Origin of the sequence: Columbia Basin potato purple top phytoplasma, assembly GCF_028595955.1 — a bacterium.
In the GTDB taxonomy this organism is placed as follows: Bacteria; Bacillota_I; Bacilli_A; order Acholeplasmatales; family Acholeplasmataceae; genus Phytoplasma.
The window spans coordinates 1-21,686 of record NZ_JANHJP010000007.1 but is presented as its reverse complement, the minus strand read 5'-3'; the positions used below and the strand labels follow the sequence as shown (position 1 = coordinate 21,686).

Annotated in this window: 18 protein-coding genes and 1 pseudogene; 15 read left to right on the top strand and 4 right to left on the bottom strand. The window is 21.2% G+C overall.

The genetic code is table 11. The annotated features are described in order from the left end of the window. Positions 1 to 12: 12 nt before the first annotated feature. The 12 genes and pseudogenes from M8044_RS01995 to M8044_RS01940 form a co-directional block, all read left to right on the top strand. A pseudogene (locus tag M8044_RS01995) lies at positions 13 to 286 on the top strand (IS3 family transposase); the annotation flags it as partial. 440 nt (positions 287 to 726) lie between these two features. Beyond that, positions 727 to 882: a hypothetical protein gene (locus tag M8044_RS01990; protein ID WP_273585395.1), complete on the top strand. Its 156-nt coding sequence runs from the start codon at positions 727 to 729 to the stop codon at positions 880 to 882. Between the two features lie 672 nt (positions 883 to 1,554). Beyond that, positions 1,555 to 2,217 (top strand): hypothetical protein, encoded by a 663-nt coding sequence (locus M8044_RS01985; RefSeq protein ID WP_273585394.1) that lies wholly within the window; start codon positions 1,555 to 1,557, stop codon positions 2,215 to 2,217. Between the two features lie 256 nt (positions 2,218 to 2,473). After that, positions 2,474 to 3,838 (top strand): 2-hydroxycarboxylate transporter family protein, encoded by a 1,365-nt coding sequence (locus M8044_RS01980; protein ID WP_273585393.1) that lies wholly within the window; start codon positions 2,474 to 2,476, stop codon positions 3,836 to 3,838. A 409-nt stretch (positions 3,839 to 4,247) separates the two neighbouring features. Next, positions 4,248 to 5,279: a phenylalanine--tRNA ligase subunit alpha gene (gene pheS / locus M8044_RS01975; protein WP_273585392.1), complete on the top strand. Its 1,032-nt coding sequence runs from the start codon at positions 4,248 to 4,250 to the stop codon at positions 5,277 to 5,279. 51 nt (positions 5,280 to 5,330) lie between these two features. Next, positions 5,331 to 7,718 carry a phenylalanine--tRNA ligase subunit beta gene (gene pheT, locus M8044_RS01970; protein ID WP_273585391.1) on the top strand — a complete coding sequence of 796 codons (2,388 nt, stop codon included), beginning with the start codon at positions 5,331 to 5,333 and terminating at the stop codon, positions 7,716 to 7,718. A 30-nt stretch (positions 7,719 to 7,748) separates the two neighbouring features. Next, positions 7,749 to 8,657 carry a ribosome small subunit-dependent GTPase A gene (gene rsgA, locus M8044_RS01965; protein ID WP_273585390.1) on the top strand — a complete coding sequence of 303 codons (909 nt, stop codon included), beginning with the start codon at positions 7,749 to 7,751 and terminating at the stop codon, positions 8,655 to 8,657. 74 nt (positions 8,658 to 8,731) lie between these two features. Further along, on the top strand, positions 8,732 to 10,558 hold the full coding sequence (lepA, locus tag M8044_RS01960) for a translation elongation factor 4 (protein ID WP_273585389.1): 1,827 nt from the start codon (positions 8,732 to 8,734) through the stop codon (positions 10,556 to 10,558). Positions 10,559 to 10,598: 40 nt separating this feature from the next. Next, complete coding sequence (locus tag M8044_RS01955; RefSeq protein ID WP_273585388.1) at positions 10,599 to 11,918, top strand: ABC transporter ATP-binding protein; 1,320 nt, start codon at positions 10,599 to 10,601, stop codon at positions 11,916 to 11,918. Positions 11,919 to 11,923: 5 nt separating this feature from the next. Then, complete coding sequence (locus M8044_RS01950) at positions 11,924 to 12,778, top strand: ABC transporter permease (RefSeq protein WP_273585387.1); 855 nt, start codon at positions 11,924 to 11,926, stop codon at positions 12,776 to 12,778. After that, positions 12,762 to 13,559, top strand: a complete 798-nt coding sequence (locus M8044_RS01945) for an ABC transporter permease (protein ID WP_273585386.1) — start codon at positions 12,762 to 12,764, stop codon at positions 13,557 to 13,559. The genes M8044_RS01950 and M8044_RS01945 overlap by 17 nt, the downstream gene beginning before the upstream one ends. After that, positions 13,556 to 14,749 carry an extracellular solute-binding protein gene (locus tag M8044_RS01940; protein ID WP_273585385.1) on the top strand — a complete coding sequence of 398 codons (1,194 nt, stop codon included), beginning with the start codon at positions 13,556 to 13,558 and terminating at the stop codon, positions 14,747 to 14,749. Before M8044_RS01945 ends, M8044_RS01940 begins: the two co-directional genes overlap by 4 nt. 201 nt (positions 14,750 to 14,950) lie before the next feature. Here M8044_RS01940 and M8044_RS01935 read toward each other — a convergent pair whose 3' ends face one another. The 4 genes from M8044_RS01935 to M8044_RS01920 are packed head-to-tail and all read right to left on the bottom strand — an operon-like array spanning position 14,951 to position 18,992. Continuing rightward, complete coding sequence (locus M8044_RS01935) at positions 14,951 to 16,060, bottom strand: metal ABC transporter permease (RefSeq protein WP_273585384.1); 1,110 nt, start codon at positions 16,058 to 16,060, stop codon at positions 14,951 to 14,953. Further along, positions 16,057 to 17,130, bottom strand: a complete 1,074-nt coding sequence (locus M8044_RS01930) for a metal ABC transporter permease (RefSeq protein WP_273585383.1) — start codon at positions 17,128 to 17,130, stop codon at positions 16,057 to 16,059. The genes M8044_RS01935 and M8044_RS01930 overlap by 4 nt, the downstream gene beginning before the upstream one ends. A 36-nt stretch (positions 17,131 to 17,166) precedes the next feature. Continuing rightward, positions 17,167 to 17,901 carry a metal ABC transporter ATP-binding protein gene (locus tag M8044_RS01925; protein ID WP_273585382.1) on the bottom strand — a complete coding sequence of 245 codons (735 nt, stop codon included), beginning with the start codon at positions 17,899 to 17,901 and terminating at the stop codon, positions 17,167 to 17,169. Then, positions 17,898 to 18,992 carry a metal ABC transporter solute-binding protein, Zn/Mn family gene (locus tag M8044_RS01920; RefSeq protein ID WP_273585381.1) on the bottom strand — a complete coding sequence of 365 codons (1,095 nt, stop codon included), beginning with the start codon at positions 18,990 to 18,992 and terminating at the stop codon, positions 17,898 to 17,900. Before M8044_RS01920 ends, M8044_RS01925 begins: the two co-directional genes overlap by 4 nt. 521 nt (positions 18,993 to 19,513) lie before the next feature. Between M8044_RS01920 and M8044_RS01915 the strand changes: the two genes are divergently transcribed. From M8044_RS01915 to M8044_RS01905, 3 genes are all read left to right on the top strand, one after another. Continuing rightward, on the top strand, positions 19,514 to 20,173 hold the full coding sequence (locus M8044_RS01915; protein WP_273585380.1) for a hypothetical protein: 660 nt from the start codon (positions 19,514 to 19,516) through the stop codon (positions 20,171 to 20,173). 348 nt (positions 20,174 to 20,521) lie between these two features. Then, entirely contained in the window at positions 20,522 to 21,220 is a 699-nt protein-coding gene (locus M8044_RS01910; protein ID WP_273585379.1) for a hypothetical protein, read from the top strand. Positions 21,221 to 21,453: 233 nt separating this feature from the next. Continuing rightward, positions 21,454 to 21,686 (top strand): hypothetical protein (locus M8044_RS01905; protein ID WP_273585378.1); only part of this gene is annotated, 233 nt, incomplete at its 3' end.

Genomic DNA, 21,686 nt, shown 5'->3' with positions numbered 1-21,686 from the left:
TAAATCGGAACATATCAATTGCTCAAAATTCAACAAAATTTAACGAAAAAAGGTTTTTTTAATCAGTATGTCAAGAAAAGCTGCCCCTCGTGATAACGCCGTCATTGAAAACTTTTTCGGCCAAATGAAAACGATCTTAAAACATCAAAATCCTTTTTTATTTCAAAAATCTCCTGATAAAATGAAAAAATTAATCAATTATTTTCCGAAATTTTAGAATAATCAATGGATTTTAAGTAAATTAAACTATTCAAATCTATTTCAATATGTTCAAAATCTGAGATAAATTTTTAGTTAAATTAATATCAAAAATAATATAACCTTGAAAAAGGTTACTTTAATACGCCTTTTTTTAAAGAAAAATAGTAAATTAATAGCAAAGTTTATTTTCTTTTCATTTTGTTGGGAGTTTTTAACTTTTTTCACCTAACTAGATAGTGTAAAGATAAAATATTAAAAAAAATATCTTTTGAAACTGAAGAATTATTAAAAAAAGTTTAGATACTTTTTTGAACAAAAACAATATTTCTTTATTTTGAAAAGATAAGAAATTACCTATTAATTTTTAGTCTTAAAGAACAATTTTAAAAATTTAACTTGTTTAAAAAAATGAAATAGTTGGGACATATCGAATTTAAAGTTGGTAACAAAGAAGAACGTAAATCTTTTTTAGATAAACGTATTCAATAAAGACACAATCACTATAAAGAAGAAGTAAAATTATTTTTGTATTGGATAAATGAAGAAATAAATGAAGAAATAAATGAAGGAATAAATGAAGGAATAAATGAAGGAATAAATGAAGGAATAAATGAAGGAATAAATGAAGGAATAAATGAACAGTTATCTGATACAGATAAAGCTAATAGAAGGTTAGAATAATTATTGAATACTGCTGTATTGAAAATTGCAAGAAAAGAACAAAGTGAGATTGACATGGGGATCATTTATACTATTCTTTTAAACAAGTTTATAATAATATTAAGTCTGAATTAAATACAAAATTATATGAACATTATAATGAAATAAATAATGAAATATTAAATATTTCTCGTTGATTATTTTTATTTAAAAGAAAATTTTGAATATGACAATAACTTTTGAATTTTAAAAAAAAATTTTATTAGGTAGAATTTTGACAAAAGATAACTTTTTTAAATTTTAGGATTGCAATAAATAAAAGAAAAATATTTAGTTCAAAAATAAAAGAATTTATTTTTTCTAAAAAAAACATATTTTATTCATATTTTTTAATTTATTTTAATTTTTAAAAAAGATTTTATGAATTTTATAATTTGCATTATTTTTAATATTTTAAATTTTAAAATTAATTTTTTTATTTATTTGTATTTTATTGTTTATAATTATAACTAGTAGTAATTTTTAAATTATATTACTATTATTATATTTTATTGTTATACTTTATTTTTCTCATTATTATATTTTTTATCATTTATTTTATTTTTAATTAGTATTTGTTTAAATTTTTATTATTTTTTAAAAATTTAGTTATACAAAATAAAAATAAATTATGAGGTGGTAATTGAATATATTATGACAAATAAAGGTTACAAGAAACAATTTCAAATTGTAATAATAGTTTTTTTAATAGTTATATTACTTTATTTAATTTATTTTTTTATTCTTAAAGAATCAACAGACAAAAATAAAGTAGATACACCAAATACAAAAACAACCGATATACAAGAAGAAGTTTATGAACCGATTAACCAACAATTATTTGATGATGACATTTCATATCCATATTCTGATACAACAAAATTACCTAATGAAAGTGATTTTTTTAAAAAGATAAATATAAATCCGGATACACAAAAATGTTATTATAAAATTGAGAATTTAAAAGGAAAACCTGAAGAAGAATTTCAAATGAATATGAAAGATATCTTAAATTTACTTAAACAAAAACCTGCTATAATTTTTAATTTAAAGAATACAGAATTAAAACCTAATTCAACTATAAATTTATTAAAAGATGAATCAGGAGCAGAACGTAATTTATACAATTATAAAGAATTAGGTGATTTAAAATTACAATTAAAAAAAAGAGTAAGCTCTATGGGCGAAAAACAATATCTTCAAGTATATTTATCATATAATAAACAACCATTATTTCCAGTAAGCGAGTACTTTTATGAAAATTATCCTAAAATTAATTTAGTAACAAATAATTTAACATTATATAAAGCAACTTGATTTTTCTGATTATTAATAAATAAAATTTTAATACAAAAAGATTAGTTTTTACAACTATTCTTTTTTTTGTTTACAAAATAAAAATGATCATGATTCATTTATAAACATTATTATAAATAATTGACATTGAATCAATTTATTTATATAATTAATTGTGTTGATTTTTTTAATTTTAAATGTTGAAATTATAAATTTCTTTTTTAGAATTTAAAAAAAAAAAAAATCGAATAATTAAAGAAAGAATAAAATAATTTTTATGAAGAATATTAAAATTTTTGGTTTAAATTTGTTTATATTTCTAGGTATTATTTGTATTGCAGGTTTAAATATTCTTTTAATAAAGTCGAATCCAAACGATATAAATACACTTTGGCATCCTTTATTAACGCCTTTACTTATTATGATGTCTTTAGGTATTTCGTTAAATTTTATTGGCGAAAAAATTCCTTTTTTTAATAAATTTGGATTAGGATTTTTACTTTGTATTCTTGTACCTTCTTTATTGGTATATAAAGGGATTATTAACAAAGATATAAGTAGCAAATTTAATGAATATTTTTTTAATAAACCAAAAAAATCTGGCGAAGTTGGTATTCAGTTTTCTCAATTTTTTATTACTATAGTTATTGCGGGTAGTATTTTGAGTGTAGATCAAAATTTATTAAAAAGATCTATGTTACGTTTTATTCCTTTAACTTTAATAGCTGTTTTGGGGGCTTTAATTGTAACTGGTATTTTAGGATGGTTATTAAAAGTTCCTTGCCCATCAGCCTTTGCACATAAAAGTCAAGGTTCTTTTTGGGATTCTATTTTTTTTATTTTTGCCCCTTTGACAAATGGCGGAACTAATTTAGGAATAAATGGTTTCGCTAATAATGTTTATCTTAAAGCATTTAAACCAGAATTGAATAACGATGATATAAGAAGTATTATTATAGCTCCTTTAATACTTGCTAGAGTTTTAAGTATTTTTTTCGCAGGACTTTTATATGTTTTATTTGATAAAACTAAATATAGCGGAAACGGAAATTTAGAAAATAAAAAAATATCGGTTAAAAAACCTATTAATAAACCTTTAGAATATCTAAATTTAGGAAGTGGTTTATTAATTATTTTCGCTTTATATTCTTTAGGCATTATGGTTAATTTTATGTTATTTAGTAAAATGGATGCCATGGTATATGTTATTATTTTCTTGATATTAATAAAAATATTTCATTTAATTCCTCAAATTTATCAAGATTATGTTTCGCAAGCTGGAAAATTTATGTCTACTAATTTTACTGCTCCTATTTTAGCTGGATTAGGCTTAACTATAAAATTTGAAGTATTAAGAGAATGTATTTTAAAATGGCATATTTTTTTATTAGTGAGTGTTTCATTGTTAGTAGTTATCGGACTAACATTTATGTTAGCTAAATCTTTTGGTTTTTATCCGTTAGAGGCGTCTTTAACATCTGGTTTATCTTCTTATAGTGTCGGAGGAACCGGTAATATAGGGATTATGTCTATAAGTCATAGAATGGATTTATTACCGTTTGCTATGATAGCTACTAGAATAGTGGGTCCTCTTATGTATATTATTTACACTTTTGGTTTTCAATATATATACATGAATTAAATTTTTATAATATAGAATATTTTTTTATTAAAAAAACCAACTTGAAAGTTGGTTTTTTTCTTTTAAAAGATGTTTATTTTTCTCATCATGATATTATTTTACATATGATTTGAAGTTATTTTTATATTTTTATTTTTTATAAGGAAAATAATATTTTTTAAAAGATTTTAACAAAAAAATGAAACGAAAATCATTTAATTTAAATGGATCAAAAATGAATGATTCATATGATAAAAAAATTTCATATTTTTTCCATTTTTATTGAAAGTAAATTTTTTATTTTTGTTATTATTGTTTATATAATAATATAATATATTTATGTAACTAAAATCATTTTTTGAAAATAATATATATATAATTAAAAAAACTTTTATTGTATCCATGCCAAAATAAAAAGGAGTACATTTGAATGTATCAAAATATTAAAGAATTAAATCAAATACTTAATGAAATAGAAACAAACATAATTCAAGATTTAAAACAAATTAATGAAATAAAAAAAATATCAGAATTAGAAATAAAATATTTTGGCAAAAAAGGAATTTTTATAGAACTTTTAAAAAAAGTTAATTTTTTTGATTTAGATATTCAGAAAAATTTAAAAAAAGTTATTTTTTTATCTAAAAAAAAAAATATTACTTTAATTAAAGAAAAAAAAATTTTTTTAGAAAACCAAATTTTAAATAATAAATTAAAAAAAGAAAAAATAGATATTACTTTACCTGCTTTTAAGTTTCCTAAAGGTTGTATGCATCCTTTAAACCAAACTTTGAAAGAAATAGAACAATTTTTTTTGAGTTTAGGTTATTCTATTCATGAAGGTAAGGAAATAGAAACAGATTTATATAATTTTGAAATGTTAAATATGACTAAAGATCATCCTTCTAGAGATATGCAAGATTCTTTTTATTTAAAAAACAATTCAGAATATCTTTTGAGAACCCATACTTCAGCCGTTCAAATTCAAACTATGTTAAAATTTCCTAATCAACCTTTAAAAATTATTTCATCAGGAAAAGTTTATAGAAGAGATAAAGATGATGATACTCATAGTCATCAATTTACTCAATTAGAAGGTTTTGTGATTGATTTAAATATAAGTTTAATAGATTTAAAAGAAATTATTTCTTCTTTTATAGAATATATTTTTGGCAATGAACAAAAATTTAGATTTCGCACTTCTTATTTTCCTTTTACTAAACCTAGTATTGAAGTTGATTTAATCATGGAAGGCCCTGATCAAAAAAAATTTTATTTAGAAATACTGGGGGCTGGATTGATTCACCCTAAAGTTTTATCTAATGGAGGTTTTGATAATCAAAAATATAGTGGTTTTGCTTTTGGTATGGGCATCGAACGAATTACAATGTTAAAATATAATATAAAAAATATTAGATCTTTTTATAATAATGATATTCGTTTTTTAAATCAATTTGTTTGATTTTTTCAAAAAAATAACTCAAATTATATAAATTTTTAAAGGATATAAAAAATGATAATTAACGAAAAAAAATTAAAAAAATATCTTTCTCTTGAAAATTATGATTTCAATGAATTACAGGATTTAATTAATAATAATATTACCGAAATTAATACATGTTCCGTGTTGGAACCTAATAATCATTTAATAATAGGTCAAATTGTTAAATTCGAAAAAATTCCTGATTCCAAAAAACTTTCTTTAGTTACTGTTGATATTAAAAATACTTGTTTAAAAATTATTTGTGGTGCTTCTAATTTAGTTCAAGGCAAAAAAGTAGCAGTAGCTACTATTGGAGCCTATTTAAAAACTATTAAAATTAGTATTCAACAAAAAAATATTTTAGGTATAGAATCACAGGGAATGATTTGTTCTGCTCAAGAATTAGGTTTAAATTCTGATGTTTTAATAGAAGAAGAAAAAAAAGGAATTTTACTTTTAGATGATGATGCTCCTATTGGCGAAAATGTTTTAGATTATTTGAATTTAAGAGGTTTTTTTTTAAAATTAAATATTACTCCTGATAGAGGAGATCTTTTATCTTATATAGGTTTTGCTAAAGATTTAAAGGCTATTTATAACAAAGTTAAATTAAATGATTTTGATTCGTCATCAGAATATATTCAACAAACCAAAAATCCTTTTCAAATTCAAATTCAAAACGATCATTGTCAAGAATATCATATGCTTTATATGGAAAATGTTAAAGTAACAACATCTCCTTTATGGTTGAGAAGTTTTCTTTTTAATCATAATATAACTCCTGTTAATAATATTATAGATATTACAAATCTTGTTTTACTAGAATACGGTATTCCTTTAGATATTTTGGATGTGTCTCATTTAAATGAAAATCAAATTCAAATTAGAAACACTTTTGAAGCAGAAGTGAATAATTTGTTTATTTCAGATAAAAATATTTCGTTAGATAAAGAAGATATTGTTGTGGCTAGCGGTTCAAAAATTTTATCTCTTTTAGGTGCCCCTACTTCTTTGTTCAATATTCTTAATAAAAATACTCATAAAATTATTATTAGTTCTTATTATTTAAATTCTTCTTATATTACTAAAACGAATAAAAAATTTAATAAAAAAAATGAAAAAAATTTACACTTAAATAGAAGTATTGATTCTTCTTTAATTTTTCAAGCTTTAAAGAGAGCTGGATTTCTTTTACAACAATTAAATAAAGAATTTATTATTTCTGATATTGTGTCTCAAAAAATTAAATATCATCAAAATCCTGACATATCTTTATCTTTAGATTTTATTAAAAACAAAATAAGTGTAGATTTATCTTTAGAAGAAGTTCAGATGTTTTTAAAAAAATTAGATTATGAAATATACATATTGAATAACAAGATGTTAAAAGTTAAAGCACCTTTAAGACGTTATGATGTTTTGATACCTGAAGATGTTTGTTCTGATATAATAAGAGTATACGGATTTAATAAATTACAAAGAACAATTATAAATCCTCCGCAAAATTATTTAATAAATAAAAAAAGAGAAATATTATATAAATTAAAAGATTTATTAACTTATTTAGGTTTTTACGAAATTATTACTTATAATTTAGTTAGTTTTAAAAATTTTAATTTATTTTCACAAAATAAAGATCATTTACAAGTAGCTAAACCTATTTCTCAAGAAAATATTGTTTTAAGACAATATTTAAGTGGTAGTATGATTGAAACTTTAAGTTATAATCAAACACATAATAATTATAATAATGCCTTTTTTGAAATAAGTAAAGTTTATTTACCTCAATCAGAACAATTACATTTATCCTTAGGTTTAAGTGGTAATATCAGTTCATTCGGATGGAGTAATCCCAATAATATAGTTGGTTCTTTTTTTGTTTTAAAAGGGGTTTTAGAACGAATAGGTTTATTATTAGATTGTAAATTAGATTTACAACAAACTTCTTCTTATATTAGTTTGCATCCTGGTAAACAAGCCAATATTTTATACAAAAATAAAAAAATTGGTTTTATTGGAGAGGTTCATCCTGTTGTAAGAGAATCATATAATTTAAAAGATAGTTTTCTTTTAGAAATTATTTTAGATAATAATTTGTTGGATAATTCTAAAAAATTTATTTTTGAAGAAATTACTAAATTTCCTTCTATTATCAGAGATTTAAGTTTTTTTGTTTCAAAAAAATATTCTTTTCAAGAGATTTTTCAAACTTTAAAAAACGAGATGTCTGATATTATCATTAAATGCGAATTATTAGATCTTTATGAAGATAATCAATCATCTTCAGAAGAACATTCTTTATCTTTTCGTTTTGTTTTTAATAACAAAAATAAAAGTTTATTTAAAGAATCTGTTAATAATATTATGACTCGAATAGAAGAAAAAATAAAAACAATTTATAAAGCTAAGTTAAGATAATTAAAAAATAGTACGGAGAAAAATATTAATTTGCGTAAAGGTATTATAATTGAATTTTTAATAAAAAAATATGTAGTTGTTGATTTAGAAACAAAACAAAAAATACATGCCCAAACTAAAGGTAAAATTAAATATCATGATTCTAAAAAAGAAACAGATAATAGTTTAGATTATTCTAAAATAAAAATTGGAGATTTAGTTTTATATGAAGTTAAAGATGACCAATTTTTAATTGATAGTATCTTACCTCGTTCTAATTCATTAAATAGACCAAATATAAGTAATATTACTCAAGTTTTTTTGGTATTTTCTTTAGTACAACCTAAATTTCAATTTAAACTATTGGATAAATTTTTACTTATTTTAAAAAAATTTCAATTAAAAATTATTTTAATTTTTACAAAAATAGATTTAATTTCTGAATCTGAATTAATTTTATTCAAAAATAAAATATCTTATTACAATAAGTTTTGTCCTATTTATTATATAGATAGTAAACATAGATATGGTTTGAATAATTTATATCCTTTTTTTGCTAATGAAATAACTATTTTAGCAGGCCAAACAGGAGTAGGCAAATCGACTTTAATTAATGCTTTAACTTCTTTGAATTTGAAAACTCAAGAAATTTCCAAATATTTAAATAGAGGCAAACATACTACTAAAAATTCTAAATTATTTTTTTTTCATGAAGGTTATATCGCTGATACTCCAGGCTTTTCTAAATTAGATTTATTAGCTTTTAAAACTGAAGAAATTAAAAATTTTTATGATGATTTTTTAATATTCGCAGAACAATGTTTTTTTGGTTATAGTTGTTTACATATTAAAGAAGATAAATGCAAAGTAAAAGAAGCTTATTATAATAATTTAATCTCTCCTATTCGTTATCGTAATTATTTATCTTTTATTGAAGAAATAAATAAAAAGAAAAAATAACAATAAAATTATTTTTTATTATTATTATGGTATTGAAAAAATATTTTTAAAAATTCTTATTCAAAGGTTCAAATATGAATTTAGATGAAATAAATGAAAGAAAAAAAAAGATTCGTAATTTTTCCATTATTGCACATATAGATCATGGTAAATCTACTTTAGCTGATAGAATATTAGAAATTACAAATACGATTCAAAAAAGAGATATGAAAGATCAAATTTTAGATTCTATGGATCTAGAAAGAGAAAAAGGGATAACTATTAAATTAAATACATCAGAAATTCATTATACAAATCAAAATAATGAAGATTATATTATGAATTTAATTGATACTCCAGGACATATTGATTTTAATTATGAAGTATCTCGTTCTTTAGCTGCTTGCGAAGGAGTTCTTTTGATTGTTGATGCCACCCAAGGTATTCAAGCTCAAACTTTAACTAATGTATATTTAGCTTTAGAAAATAATTTAACAATTATTCCTGTCTTAAATAAAGTAGATTTGCCTATGGCCGATGTAGAAAAAACTAAAAAAGATATTCAAGACAAATTAAATTTAGATCTTGATAAAATGGTTATTGCAAGTGGTAAAACAGGTTTGGGTGTTACACAAATTTTAGAAAATATTATCAAATATATTCAACCTCCTCAAGGAGACGCTAAAAAACCTTTACAAGCTTTAATTTTTGATTCTGTTTTTAACTCTTATAAAGGTGTTATCCCTTCTATTCGTGTTTTCAATGGTATTATAAAAAAAGGAGATAAGATACGTTTTATTTCAAGTCAAGCTACTTATGAAGTTATGGAAGTGGGTATTTTTAGTCCTAAACCCATTAAAAAAGATTTTTTAGCAGCTGGCGATGTTGGTTATTTAAGTGCTTTTATTAAGAATATTGATGATGTACGTGTAGGTGATACTATTACTTTAAGTCGAGATCATCAAGTACCTGCTTTACCTGGATATCGTAAAATCAATCCAGTTGTGTTTTGCGGTCTTTATCCTGCTGATTTAAAAAAATACGGTCATTTACAACAAGCTTTGCAAAAATTAAGATTAAATGATTCTTCTTTGACTTATGAAAAGGAAAGTTCTAAACTTTTAGGAGTCGGTTTTAGAATTGGTTTTTTAGGACTTTTACATATGGAAATCATTCAAGAAAGAATTATTAGAGAATTTGGTATTGAGGTTATTATTACAGCGCCTTCAGTACTTTTACATATCTATCAACCTAATAATAAAAAAATTATTGTAGATAATTTAGCTAAATGGCCTGCTAATCAATTAATTGAACGCATTGAAGAACCTTATATTCAAGCTTTTTTAACTTTACCTGAAATTTATATTGGACCAGTAATGGAACTTTCACAAAGTAAAAGAGGTCAATTGCAAGATATTCAGTATTTAAACCATAATAGAGTTATGTTAAAATACTTGTTGCCTCTTTCAGAGGTTATTTATAATTATTTTGACAAATTAAAATCTTCTACTCAAGGTTATGCTTCTTTTGATTATCAATTAGACCAATATTATCCAAGTAAATTAAAAAAAATAGATATTTTATTAAATTCTGAAATAGTTGATTCATTATCTTTTATTAGTCACGAAACTTTTGCTTATCAAAAAGCTAAAATTATTTGTCAAAAATTAAAAGATTTGATTCCGAAACAAATGTTTGAAATAATTATTCAAGCTGCTATAGGTAAAAAAGTAATCACAAGAGAAACTATTAAATCTATGCGTAAAAATGTTATTGATAAATGTTATGGCGGAGATGTTAGTAGAAAGAAGAAATTATTAGCTAAACAAAAAAAAGGTAAAAAAAAGATGAAATCTTTAGGTAAAGTAATGTTACCTCAGAAAGCTTTTTTAGCTATTTTATCAAGTGATAGCAATAAATAATTTAGAAAATATTTTGTTTATTTAATAAAGGGAAAGCATAATGACAAATTTAATAGAATTAAAAAATATTAATAAAATAATTAATAATCAAATTATTTTGAATGATATTAATTTAGAAATAAAAGAAAATGAATTTGTAACTTTATTAGGTCCTTCTGGTTGCGGCAAAACCACTCTTTTAAAAATTATTGGTGGTTTAGAAAATATGAGTAGTGGTGATATTTTATTTAACGATCAAAGTATTATAGATTTACCACCTCATAAAAGATTAATTAATACAGTTTTTCAAAAATATGCTTTATTTCCTCATTTAAATGTTTTTGAAAATATTGCTTTCGGTTTAAGACTTAAAAATTTTAACAAAAAATATAAAGATAAAATCTTAAATTTAAAAATTCAAAAAACAGAAAAAATAAAACAAATAAAAAAAGAATATCAATCGAAGATTGATAAAATTAGTTTAAATATATTACAAAAAAAAAATAAATCTTTTTTTTCTTTTTTGAAGAGATTTTTTTTTCAGACAACAAATCCTGAAATAAATCAATTAAAAATAGAATTTAAAAGTAAAAAATTAGCTTTAGTGCAAAAATATTCTCAAGAAATATCTAAATTACAAGCTAAAATTTTATCTCCAAAACAAAGAGAATTATTTATTGAAGAAAAAGTTTTATATTATTTAAAATTAGTAGGTTTAAAAGGATTAGAATATAGGGATATTAGACAATTATCAGGAGGACAACAACAAAGAGTAGCGATAGCTCGAGCTTTAATTAATAAACCTAAAGTTCTATTATTAGATGAACCTTTAGCAGCATTAGATTTAAAATTAAGACAAGAAATGCAATATGAATTAAAAGAAATTCAAAAAAATTCAGGTATTACTTTTATTTTTGTTACTCATAATCAAGAAGAAGCTTTAACTATGAGCGATAAAATAGTAGTTATTAATCAAGGAGAAATTCAACAAATAGGCACACCTCAAGATATTTATAACGAACCTGCTAATAAATTTATAGCTAAATTTATAGGTGAATCTAATTTAATCTCAGGTATTATGAAACAAGATTTTTTAGTTTTTTTTGATGATAAAGAATTCCAATGTGTAGACTCTGGTTTTATGAAAAATCAAGAAGTAGATATTGTTATTCGTCCTGAAGATATTGATATTGTAGCTTCTAAAAAAGGATTATGCGAAGGAGTTGTTAATTATGTTTTATTTAAAGGAGTTCATTGGGAAGTTAATGTTAAAACTAAATATCGTAACTATATTGTTCATACAACTGATTATGTCGAGGTTAATACTCAAGTAGATATTTTTTTTAATCCAGAAGATTTACACATTATGGAGGTATGGTAATTAAAATGTTTTCTTATAATATCTCAACTAACAAAGGAAATAAATTTTATAAATATTTAGCAATTCCTTATTTTATTGTTCTTGTGTTGTTTGTTTTGATTCCTATATATATTATTTTTTTGGATTCTATTCAAGAAATTAATTCAAATAATTTTTTCCATGTTTCTTTTACTTTTAAACATTATTATAATTTTTTCGTTAATACAAGTTTTATTTATGTATTATTTCGTTCGATGATAATAACATTTATATCAACTTTTTTTCTTGTTTTAATTTCTTATCCTCTTGCTTATATCGTTTCTAAATGTAAATTTTCAATACAATCTATTTTAATTTTATTGATTAATGGTACAATGTGGGTTAATATAATTTTAAAAACTCATTCTTTAGTTAATATTTTATCTTTAATAGATAAAATTTTTTCTATAAATTTATTAGAAACTAATATAGCGATGTTTATTGGTTTTGTTTATTTATTTCTTCCTTATATGTTTTTATCTATTTTTCTAAGTATTTCTAAAATAGATCCTAATTTAATTGAATCTGCTAAAGATTTAGGAGCTAATGATAAACAAATTTTTAAAAAAATAATTTTTCCTTTATCTATTCCAGGATTAAATACTGGTATCATTTTAGTTTCTTTGCAAATTTTAACTAATTTAGTAGTTCCTAAATATTTAGGACCAACTACTATTACTGTTATTAGTGAGTTGATCGAAAATAAAACTTTTTTAAATGGTGATACCAAAGGTGCTTGCGCTATTGCTATTAATTTAACTTTTTTAATTCTTTATATTTTAATTTTTTATAAGAAGAATCAATTTAATAAAACATATAAACCTAATGTTCAAAATAAATAAAAATAAAATAGCTTTTATTTATTTAATTTTGATTCTTCTTTTTATTTATTTACCTATTATATCTTTGATTATTTTTTCTTTTAATGATAGCAATGGTAGAATTTCTTCTTTGGTACATTTTCATAAATTTGGTTTTAAATGGTATCGTAGAATTTTAGAAGATTCAGCTATTAAATCTTCAATATTTATTACTTTTAAAATAGCTTTTTTATCTACAATCATTTCTACTTTTATAGGTACTTTAGCAGCTATTTCTTTAATTAATTATAAAAAAAAATGGCGCAATTTTATAATTAATACAAATCAATTTTCTATCATTATACCAGAAATCATTAACGCTTTAGCTTTGTTTATATTTTTTAGCTACATTGGTTTAAATAATAGTTTTTTGAGGATGTTATTAGCTCATATTTCTTTTAGCATTCCTTATGTTTTGATTTCTGTATATGCTAAATGTTCTACTTTAGATACATATTTAATAGAAGCAGCTTATGATTTAGGAGCTACTCCTTTCCAAACTCTTACTAAAATTATTTTACCTCAGTTAAAGGATGTTATGATAGCTAGTGCTGGGATTGCTTTCGCATTATCTTTTGATGATTTTATTATTTCTTATTTTGTAGGAGGTTCAGATTATCACAATATATCAGCTTATATTTATAGTTTAAAAGGAACAATTAATCCTACTATTAACGCTGTATCTTCTGTTTTTATTTTATTCATTTTATCTAAAATAATATTCGATTTAAGAAAATTAAGAAAAGATTCTGTTTATAAATGAAAAAAAAATTTATTTGGGTTATTTTTATTATTTCTGTTTTATTTCTGTTTTGTTTTATTTTTTATAAACTGAATCAAAACAAAAACAATAATAAAAAAGTTATTGTTTTATTTAATTGGGGAGAATATATTGATCCATCAATTATTAATGAATATAATCAGCAATCTAATCAATTTATTATCAAACAAAGTTTTTTCTCTTCTAATGAATTAGCTATTAATAAAATTAAATCTGGTAATCAATATGATATCGCTATTTTAAGTGAGTACGCCATTGAACAATTAAAAGAACATAATTTAGAAGAAATAGATTGGAGTCAACTACAACAAACACCATTATCATATAATTTATCATTCAAAGACTTTATAGAAAAGAAAATAGATAATGAAAATACAAAAATATCAAAGTATACTATTCCTTATTTTTGGGGTAATTTAGGCTTCTTATATAATACAAATCGAATTAGTTTAAACGAATTAATTAATAATAAATGGGTTAATTTAATCAAAAATCCTAAATTTAGGGTTGCTTTATATAATAATGCTTTTGAAGGTATTTTTATAGGTTTAAAAGCTACTAATGGAAATATCAGTGTTAATTCAGAAGAAGAAATACAAAAAGCTAAAGATTGGTTAATAAATTTAAAAAAACAAAATATTAATTTATCTTTTATTACTGATCAATTATTAGATCGAATGAGAATAAAAGATAATGAATATTACGATATTGCTGTATCTTATTCTGGGGATGCAAGATTTTTAATGAAACAAAATCCTAATTTAGGATATTATTCATTTAATGATGATCGTAATGATGAGGAGTCAAAAAATAAAGGGACTAATATTTGGTTTGATGGGATAGTTTTACCTAAAAATAGTAATAAAAAAGGTGCTTATGATTTTATTAAATTTATTTTACAAGAAGATAATAGAAAAAAAAATAATGAATTTATTGGGTATGATTCTCCATATGATGTTGATGATGAAGAACAAAAAGATGAACGCCGATTAACAATAAATTTAAAAAAAGAAGATAAAATATATAAATATAACGAAACATATAAAAAACAAATTAGCGAAGCTTGGAATCAAGTTTATGCTTATCCTGATCCTAAAGATAAAAATCTCATTATTTTAATTTTCATTATTTTATTTTTATTTGTTTTAATATATATTTTTTTTAGACAATGATTTTTACAAAAAAAATAAAACAAATATTTGAAATTTTATAAAATACTATAAAATTTAAGTATAAAGAGTCAAAACCTAAAAAAGTATTATTGCTTTTTTCAGATTTTTTTATTTTTTATTTAAGATTATGAATATTTTGAAATTATATTTTTGAATATTCAATTTTTCGGAGTTATTTTTCATTTTTTTTAATTATTATATTTAATATTTATTTAAAAACCAACCAAAATTTTTATTTTTTTGATATAAATAATTTCTACCATAGTCAGTTAAAATTAATTCTTGATTTTTTTGTATTATATATTTTAATTGAATTGCTTTTCGTAAACATGTTTGGTAACGATCTGAAGACCATTTTAAATCATTCTGAACATCTTTTATATAATTTGTTTTATTTTGGATAAAATGATTATCTAAGTGTTTTAATAAAATTATTATCATAAAAGATTTTTTCTGAAAATAATTTTTTATTATTTGACTTAAAATGCCTTTTTTAGGTTCTAAACAAAGAACCAGTAACAAAATAATTAAAATTATTAAAGAAATTAGTCCAGATACAGGTAAATCGAAATAAATACCTAAGTAATAACCTAAACTAGTGCTTACAAAAGATAACCATAAAGATAACAACCAACAATGAAATAATTTTTTAGTTAATAATATAGATGTTGCGGCAGGACCTATCATACAAACGATAGTCGTTATTGAACCAACTATATCAAAAGAAATGACAGCCGTTAAAGAAGCTAGAGTCATTAAAGCATAATTTATTATAAGCGAAGAAAAACCTAAAATATTTGATAGAGAAGGATCAAAAATAAAAATTTTTAATTCTTTATAAAAAATAATAACAAAACATAAATTTAAGATTAAAACAGGAACTATTTTATAAAGTTGTTCGATATAAGTTAATTCTATATTACCTAAAAAAACAGCATCATTATCTATGTGGATATTTCTAATATAAATACTAATAATAATTATAGCTAAAGAAAAGAAAAAAGTAAAAACAATCCCGATAGCTGCATCTTTTGAAATTTTACTATTATTTTTTATTAATTCTATTAAATAAACAGTTAAAATTCCTATTAAAGTTGCTCCAATAATTAAAAAAGGAGAATTTAAATCACCTATTATTAAATAGGCTATTACAATTCCTAGTAAAACACTATGACTGATAGCATCTATAACCATAGAAACTTTTTTTAAAATTAAAAAAATCCCTAAATTAGCTAAAGATAAAGAACATAAAATTAAAATACAAAAAACATCTATTTCAAAAGATTCTAAAATTTTACTTATTATATTCATGATTCAATTTTACCATTTATTAAATCTTCTACTAATTGGATCCCTTTGGCAGTAATTATTATTTTATTTTCTTTTTTATATAAATATTTTTCTTGAAATAGAAAAGAATCTATTTCAGTCGTTTCATCACATTTTATATTATTATAAAAATGAATTAATTTTTTGAATTTTTTAATTTTATTTTGATATTTTTTTTGTTTGAAATGTTTTCTTAATATTCCATGTTTAGGTGCTAATAAACAAGTGAAAAAAATAAAAATAACGTTTATTACTATAATAATAGGTCCTGTAGGCATATTTTCTATATGAAGATTAATCATTATGCCAATAAAATTAGATAAAAAAGCGATTATAGAAACTATTATAATATTTGTTAATAATTTATCACTTATATGACGTGCGATAACTCCTGGCATAATTAAAAAAGCACTAGTTAAAATAATTCCTGTTATTTTTAAACTAATTATAACTAATCCGATTAATAAAGTATTTAAAATAACTTTAATAATAGTATTGCTGAAACCTATACTTTGAGCAAAAACTTCATCAAAAGTAAAAATTTTGAATTCTTTCCATAATAATATTATGACGAAGAGAGAAATAAAAGTAATTATTGCAATAATTATCACATTCTCTGTAGAAATTAAAGCGATCTGTCCTAATATAAATTTTTCCAAAACTGCAATAGAAGAATCTTCAGTTTCTTTTTGAGCATAAGCTATTAAAACATTTCCTAAACCAAAAAAAGAAGTTAAAATTAAAGATAATATAGTATCTGATTTTATTTTAGAATATTTTTTAATAATTTCTATTAAAAATAAAGATATTATTGAGGCTCCGAATGCACCTAACCAAATAACCCATTCGCTAGTGGAACGAAAACAAATATAAGACAAAGCAATCCCTGGAAGAACAGTATGCGATAGCGCATCACCTATTAAAGATTTTTTTTTTAAATTAAATAAAATACCTAAAATACCAGATATTATTCCTAATAAAACAGAGCCTATAAAAATTTTTATAACAGTATAACTTTTTAATAAATTAAAAAAGGAGATTAAATCGATCATATTTATATAATTTGGCCTTTCTTATGATCTTATTTTTTATATTTTTTTATTTAATTGATAATTTTTATATGTTTTTTTGATATTTTCGGCATTAAATATTTGTTGAGTTTCTCCACTAGCTATTTTTTGAATATTTAACAAAATAACATGATCAAAATATTGATTAACAGTTTCTAAATCATGATGAACCACAATAATAGTTTTTTGTTTTTTTTGTAATTCTTTTAAAACATTTATAATTTTTTTTTCTGTTTGAACATCTACTCCTTGAAAAGGTTCATCCATGAAATAAATATCCCCTTCTTGAGCTAAAGCCCTTGCTAAAAACATTCTTTGTTGTTGTCCGCCAGAAAGTTCTGAAATTTGGCGATCTTTAAGTTCGATCATCTCTACTTTTTCTAACGACTCTAAAACTATTTGTTTATCTTTTGCAGTGGGTCTTTTAAACCACCCTAAATGTCCATACCTACCCATCAAAACAACATCAAAAACAGTAGTAGGAAAATCCCAATCTATAGAATTTCTTTGCGGTACATAAGATATTTGTTTCCTTATTTGTTTATATTTTTTATTATAAAATAAAATTTCGCCTGAAACTTTAGGAATAAGTTCTATTAAAGTTTTTATCAAAGTAGATTTCCCTGCTCCATTAGGACCTAAAACAGCCGTTAAAGAACTTTGATAAATATCAATATCTATATCCCATAAAACAGGTTTTAGATTGTAAGCTACAGTTAAATCTCTTATTTTAATTGATATTTCTTTTTTCATAATAAATTTTCCTCTATAACTCTTAAATTATTTAAAAAAGCACCTATATAAGTAGAATGTTTATATTGTTTGCCGCCAAATTCTTCTTTTTTATCATTTGCTCCTAAAGAATCAGAATATAATTCTACATCAGGTATTCTGATTGGTTCTAAACCTTTTTGTTTTTTTAAAGTATCAACTTCTTCTTTTAAACTTTCTAAAGAATTTTTTGGCATTGAACTTTCTGTAAATATAGCTTTTACATTGTTATCAGCTAATTCTTTGGCTAAATTTATTATTGTTGATGTACTTGCTTCTGTTTGAGTAGAAATTCCCTGAATTGATTTTAATTCAAAAGAACAATAATGATATTCAGAAAAATTTTGCCAATAAGAAAAAGCGTCATGAGCTGTTACTATGATAAATTTATTTTTTCCGTTGTTTTCTATTTTTTCTTTTAATTTTTTCATTTTCTCTATAATATAATACCTAGTTTTTTTTAATTCTGTCTGGAAAATTTTCAAATTATTATCTAATTTATCTTGGCCTTCTTTTGATAGAATTATTGTTTTTATTTGTTCTTTTAATTTACCGACTATTTTTATCCATAAATCAATATTAAACCAGATATGAGGATCACAATCTTTTGAATTTTCTTCTGTTAATTTATCTTTTTTTTCTAAACTTTCTTCTCCTGCTTTCCAGAATTTACTACTGGTATTTTTAGATAAAAGTTGATCAAAAGCTTCTAACATTTTAGCTTCTAAATGCAAACCATTTACAATTAATAAATCAGCTTTTTTTATTTTATTACGATCTGATAACTTAGTTTTATAATTATGAGGATCTATTCCGATACCCATTAAAACGTCAATAGAAATATTTTCTATTTTTTGATATTCCAATTTAGGATCTTCTTCTTCATCTACATCTCCAATTAAATGTTTAACTGCATCATATAACATTGTAGTTGTTGTAAGAATTTTTTTGTCTTGATTATTGTTTTCTTTATTTAATGTGAATAAGCTATAGATAGGAATGATCAAAATAAAAGAAGTAACGGAAATAATAATTAAAAAATTATAAAAATATTTTCGAAATATTTTCGACATTATAATATTTTTATCCTTTCATATATATTTTTTTATAAAATTTTATTATTTTAAATTTGATAAAATTAACTATATAATAAAAATTGAGTATTTAAAATTAATTAAGAATATTATTTTTTTATATTAAATGATTTGTTTTTAACAATGAAATAAAAAAATGGTTTATTCGATGGGTTGTTGTTACGATTATATAAAAATATTTTTTTGAAAAAAGAAATATTTTTATTATATTAATAAAATATTTTAGAGAGTAGTTTTTAAGTTCAAAATTAATTCGTATTAAATCTATTTGTATAAGTTATTATATCATAATTTATATTAATAAAATATTTTTTCAAATTAAATAATTAAAAGAAATTTTTTTTATTAAAATTGAATGAATATTTTTTTGATAAAAATTTTTTTATTTCTTCATTTAAACTTTTTTCAATTTTAATTAATAATAAAAAAAAGGAGTCAATTTTATTAAAAATAGAAATAATTTTTTTAGTAATTTACTCAAAAAATTTAAAAAAAATATTATGATTATTTTAATTTTTTTGTTTTCTGTTTTATTTTTTTCTATTATAGTCTTTATAAAGTATGGTGTTGAACATAAAAAAACATTGTTAAAACCAAATAAGACAATTACAGATTATTTTCGATCGCCTCAAAAAAAAGCATTATTATCGAAATTTGATAATAATTTGGTTAAAATATTATCTTATTTAGGGCTAAACCAATTTGTTATAGGATTAACAGATAAGAAAATCCCAAAGTATGAAACTATTTTTTTAGGGGATCCTGAATTGTTTATGTTAAAAGTTTTTAACGGTAAATTAAATACATCTTCAACTCCTTTAATACAAGGTATTATTGATTTTTTATCTCTTAAATTAAAAAAAAATATAAAATTGTTTATTAATGATAAATTAGAATTAGGCAATATTATTGAAAGTTATTCAAAAAATGATGTTTTAAATTTAAAAATAAAAAATGATAAAGATCATTTTTTTATAAATTCTTTTGAAGATACTAAAGGCGACGGGTATTGTTTTTTTCATTCTATTATTTATTTAATAGAAAAAGAAATACCTGATTGGCAAAATATTGTTTTTTTAGATATCGATAATCAACAAATTTTAACAGAGGAACAAATTCAAAAAAAGATGTTCGATTATAAATCAAAATATTCAGTTTAACTTATATATTAAAATATAAATAATTTTAAAATTTCTTAATCTGAACCAAAATATTTATTCAATAATATTTTGATTTATTTATTTTAATTTAAACTTATTAATAAATTAATAATTTGTTTATTTCAAAAAAATTTAATTTGGGATATTAACGTTAATGTTATAATTAATGTTGTTAATATTTGGTAATAATTTGACAATTTAGAAAAAGTGAATAAAGTGAATATATTAATTAATAATTTTATAAAAAAATATAAATTTATATTTATTTTAATTTTGATCATTTTTTTTATTATATTTTTTTATTTTCTAATAATATTGGATACAAAGAAATTATTTAATAAAAAACTTATGTTTATTGATAACAAAGTTTTAGGTATTCCTCTTATTTCTTCGAGTTATAAAAATAAAAGTATGTCGTCTATTAAACAGAGAAAGAGTGTAAGAGAAATACGACAAAAATTTATTCATATTATAGATAATCATGATAATTTAGAACAACCTGAAGAAAAAATTTTTAAATCTTATTATCAAGGTATCCAAAATATTGAATTGATGAATTCTTTGAAAAAAAATTTATATAAATGTAATAAAAAAATAAATTTTTTTAAGAATGAATTAGAAGATAAATATTCAAAACAAAAGAATTTTAACAGAATATTATTATATTTATATAATGAAAAAAAATTTTTTGAAAATGTAATAAAACAAAAACAAGATGAAATCGACATAAAAATAAAAAATTTTTTGCTTAAACGTTTTTTTACTTTTAAAAACGAAGAAATAAATTCCTTGAAAGAAAATGTAGCAAATTTTCAAATGCAAAAATCAGAAATTATTCAAAAAATATCAGATTTTAAACAAAAAAAAGAATCAATAATAAAAGTCATTCAGAATTTAAAAATAAATATTCTTTTGCTTCGAAATCAAAAATATAAGATATTAGAATTTTTTAAAATAATTAAAAAAAATAAAAAAAAACAACTTATGAATTTTATAGATATTTTCATTCAACAAATGAATTTAAAATATGAAATTTATCCTTCATAAGGATAGGGGGAAATTTTTGTGATAAAATATTGTTTTTATAAATTAATTTTTGGGTAAAAAAATTAATATTTTAATTAAATTTTTTTTATTATGGTTGAGCTCCATTCGATTTATACAATTTTAAGTTAAGTTTTAAGTCAAACTATTTTTTTATAGTTAATATAAAAAAACGGTTTGGCTTATTTTTTTGTTTAAAAAAATTAGTTAAAACAAAAAAAAGAGATTTTAAAAAAATGAATAAATATTTAAATAGTTTAAAAGAAATAATTAATTTTTTAATTCAACAACCTTATTTTAAGATTTATTTATTATTCAATAATCAAAAAACCAATTATAACCTGGATAACCAAACTTTATATTTAAATTATTCGGATCTTTATGAAACAACGGTGCTTTTAAAAAACATTAAAAATCCACCTTTTAAAATTCAAATGAATTTAAACATGGATAAAAAATACACTTTTGA

What these genes read in the sequence shown, in the direction of transcription:
- pheS (WP_273585392.1), top strand. Translation starts at nt 4,248, where the DNA reads ATGTATCAAAATATTAAAGAATTAAATCAAATACTTAATGAAATAGAA.
- M8044_RS01915 (WP_273585380.1), top strand. Translation starts at nt 19,514, where the DNA reads ATGATTATTTTAATTTTTTTGTTTTCTGTTTTATTTTTTTCTATTATA.
- M8044_RS01910 (WP_273585379.1), top strand. Translation starts at nt 20,522, where the DNA reads ATGTTTATTGATAACAAAGTTTTAGGTATTCCTCTTATTTCTTCGAGT.
- M8044_RS01925 (WP_273585382.1), bottom strand. Translation starts at nt 17,901, where the DNA reads ATGAAAAAAGAAATATCAATTAAAATAAGAGATTTAACTGTAGCTTAC.
- M8044_RS01940 (WP_273585385.1), top strand. Translation starts at nt 13,556, where the DNA reads ATGAAAAAAAAATTTATTTGGGTTATTTTTATTATTTCTGTTTTATTT.
- M8044_RS01985 (WP_273585394.1), top strand. Translation starts at nt 1,555, where the DNA reads ATGACAAATAAAGGTTACAAGAAACAATTTCAAATTGTAATAATAGTT.
- lepA (WP_273585389.1), top strand. Translation starts at nt 8,732, where the DNA reads ATGAATTTAGATGAAATAAATGAAAGAAAAAAAAAGATTCGTAATTTT.
- M8044_RS01935 (WP_273585384.1), bottom strand. Translation starts at nt 16,060, where the DNA reads ATGAATATAATAAGTAAAATTTTAGAATCTTTTGAAATAGATGTTTTT.
- M8044_RS01920 (WP_273585381.1), bottom strand. Translation starts at nt 18,992, where the DNA reads ATGTCGAAAATATTTCGAAAATATTTTTATAATTTTTTAATTATTATT.
- M8044_RS01950 (WP_273585387.1), top strand. Translation starts at nt 11,924, where the DNA reads ATGTTTTCTTATAATATCTCAACTAACAAAGGAAATAAATTTTATAAA.
- M8044_RS01930 (WP_273585383.1), bottom strand. Translation starts at nt 17,130, where the DNA reads ATGATCGATTTAATCTCCTTTTTTAATTTATTAAAAAGTTATACTGTT.
- M8044_RS01955 (WP_273585388.1), top strand. Translation starts at nt 10,599, where the DNA reads ATGACAAATTTAATAGAATTAAAAAATATTAATAAAATAATTAATAAT.
- M8044_RS01980 (WP_273585393.1), top strand. Translation starts at nt 2,474, where the DNA reads ATGAAGAATATTAAAATTTTTGGTTTAAATTTGTTTATATTTCTAGGT.
- M8044_RS01945 (WP_273585386.1), top strand. Translation starts at nt 12,762, where the DNA reads ATGTTCAAAATAAATAAAAATAAAATAGCTTTTATTTATTTAATTTTG.
- pheT (WP_273585391.1), top strand. Translation starts at nt 5,331, where the DNA reads ATGATAATTAACGAAAAAAAATTAAAAAAATATCTTTCTCTTGAAAAT.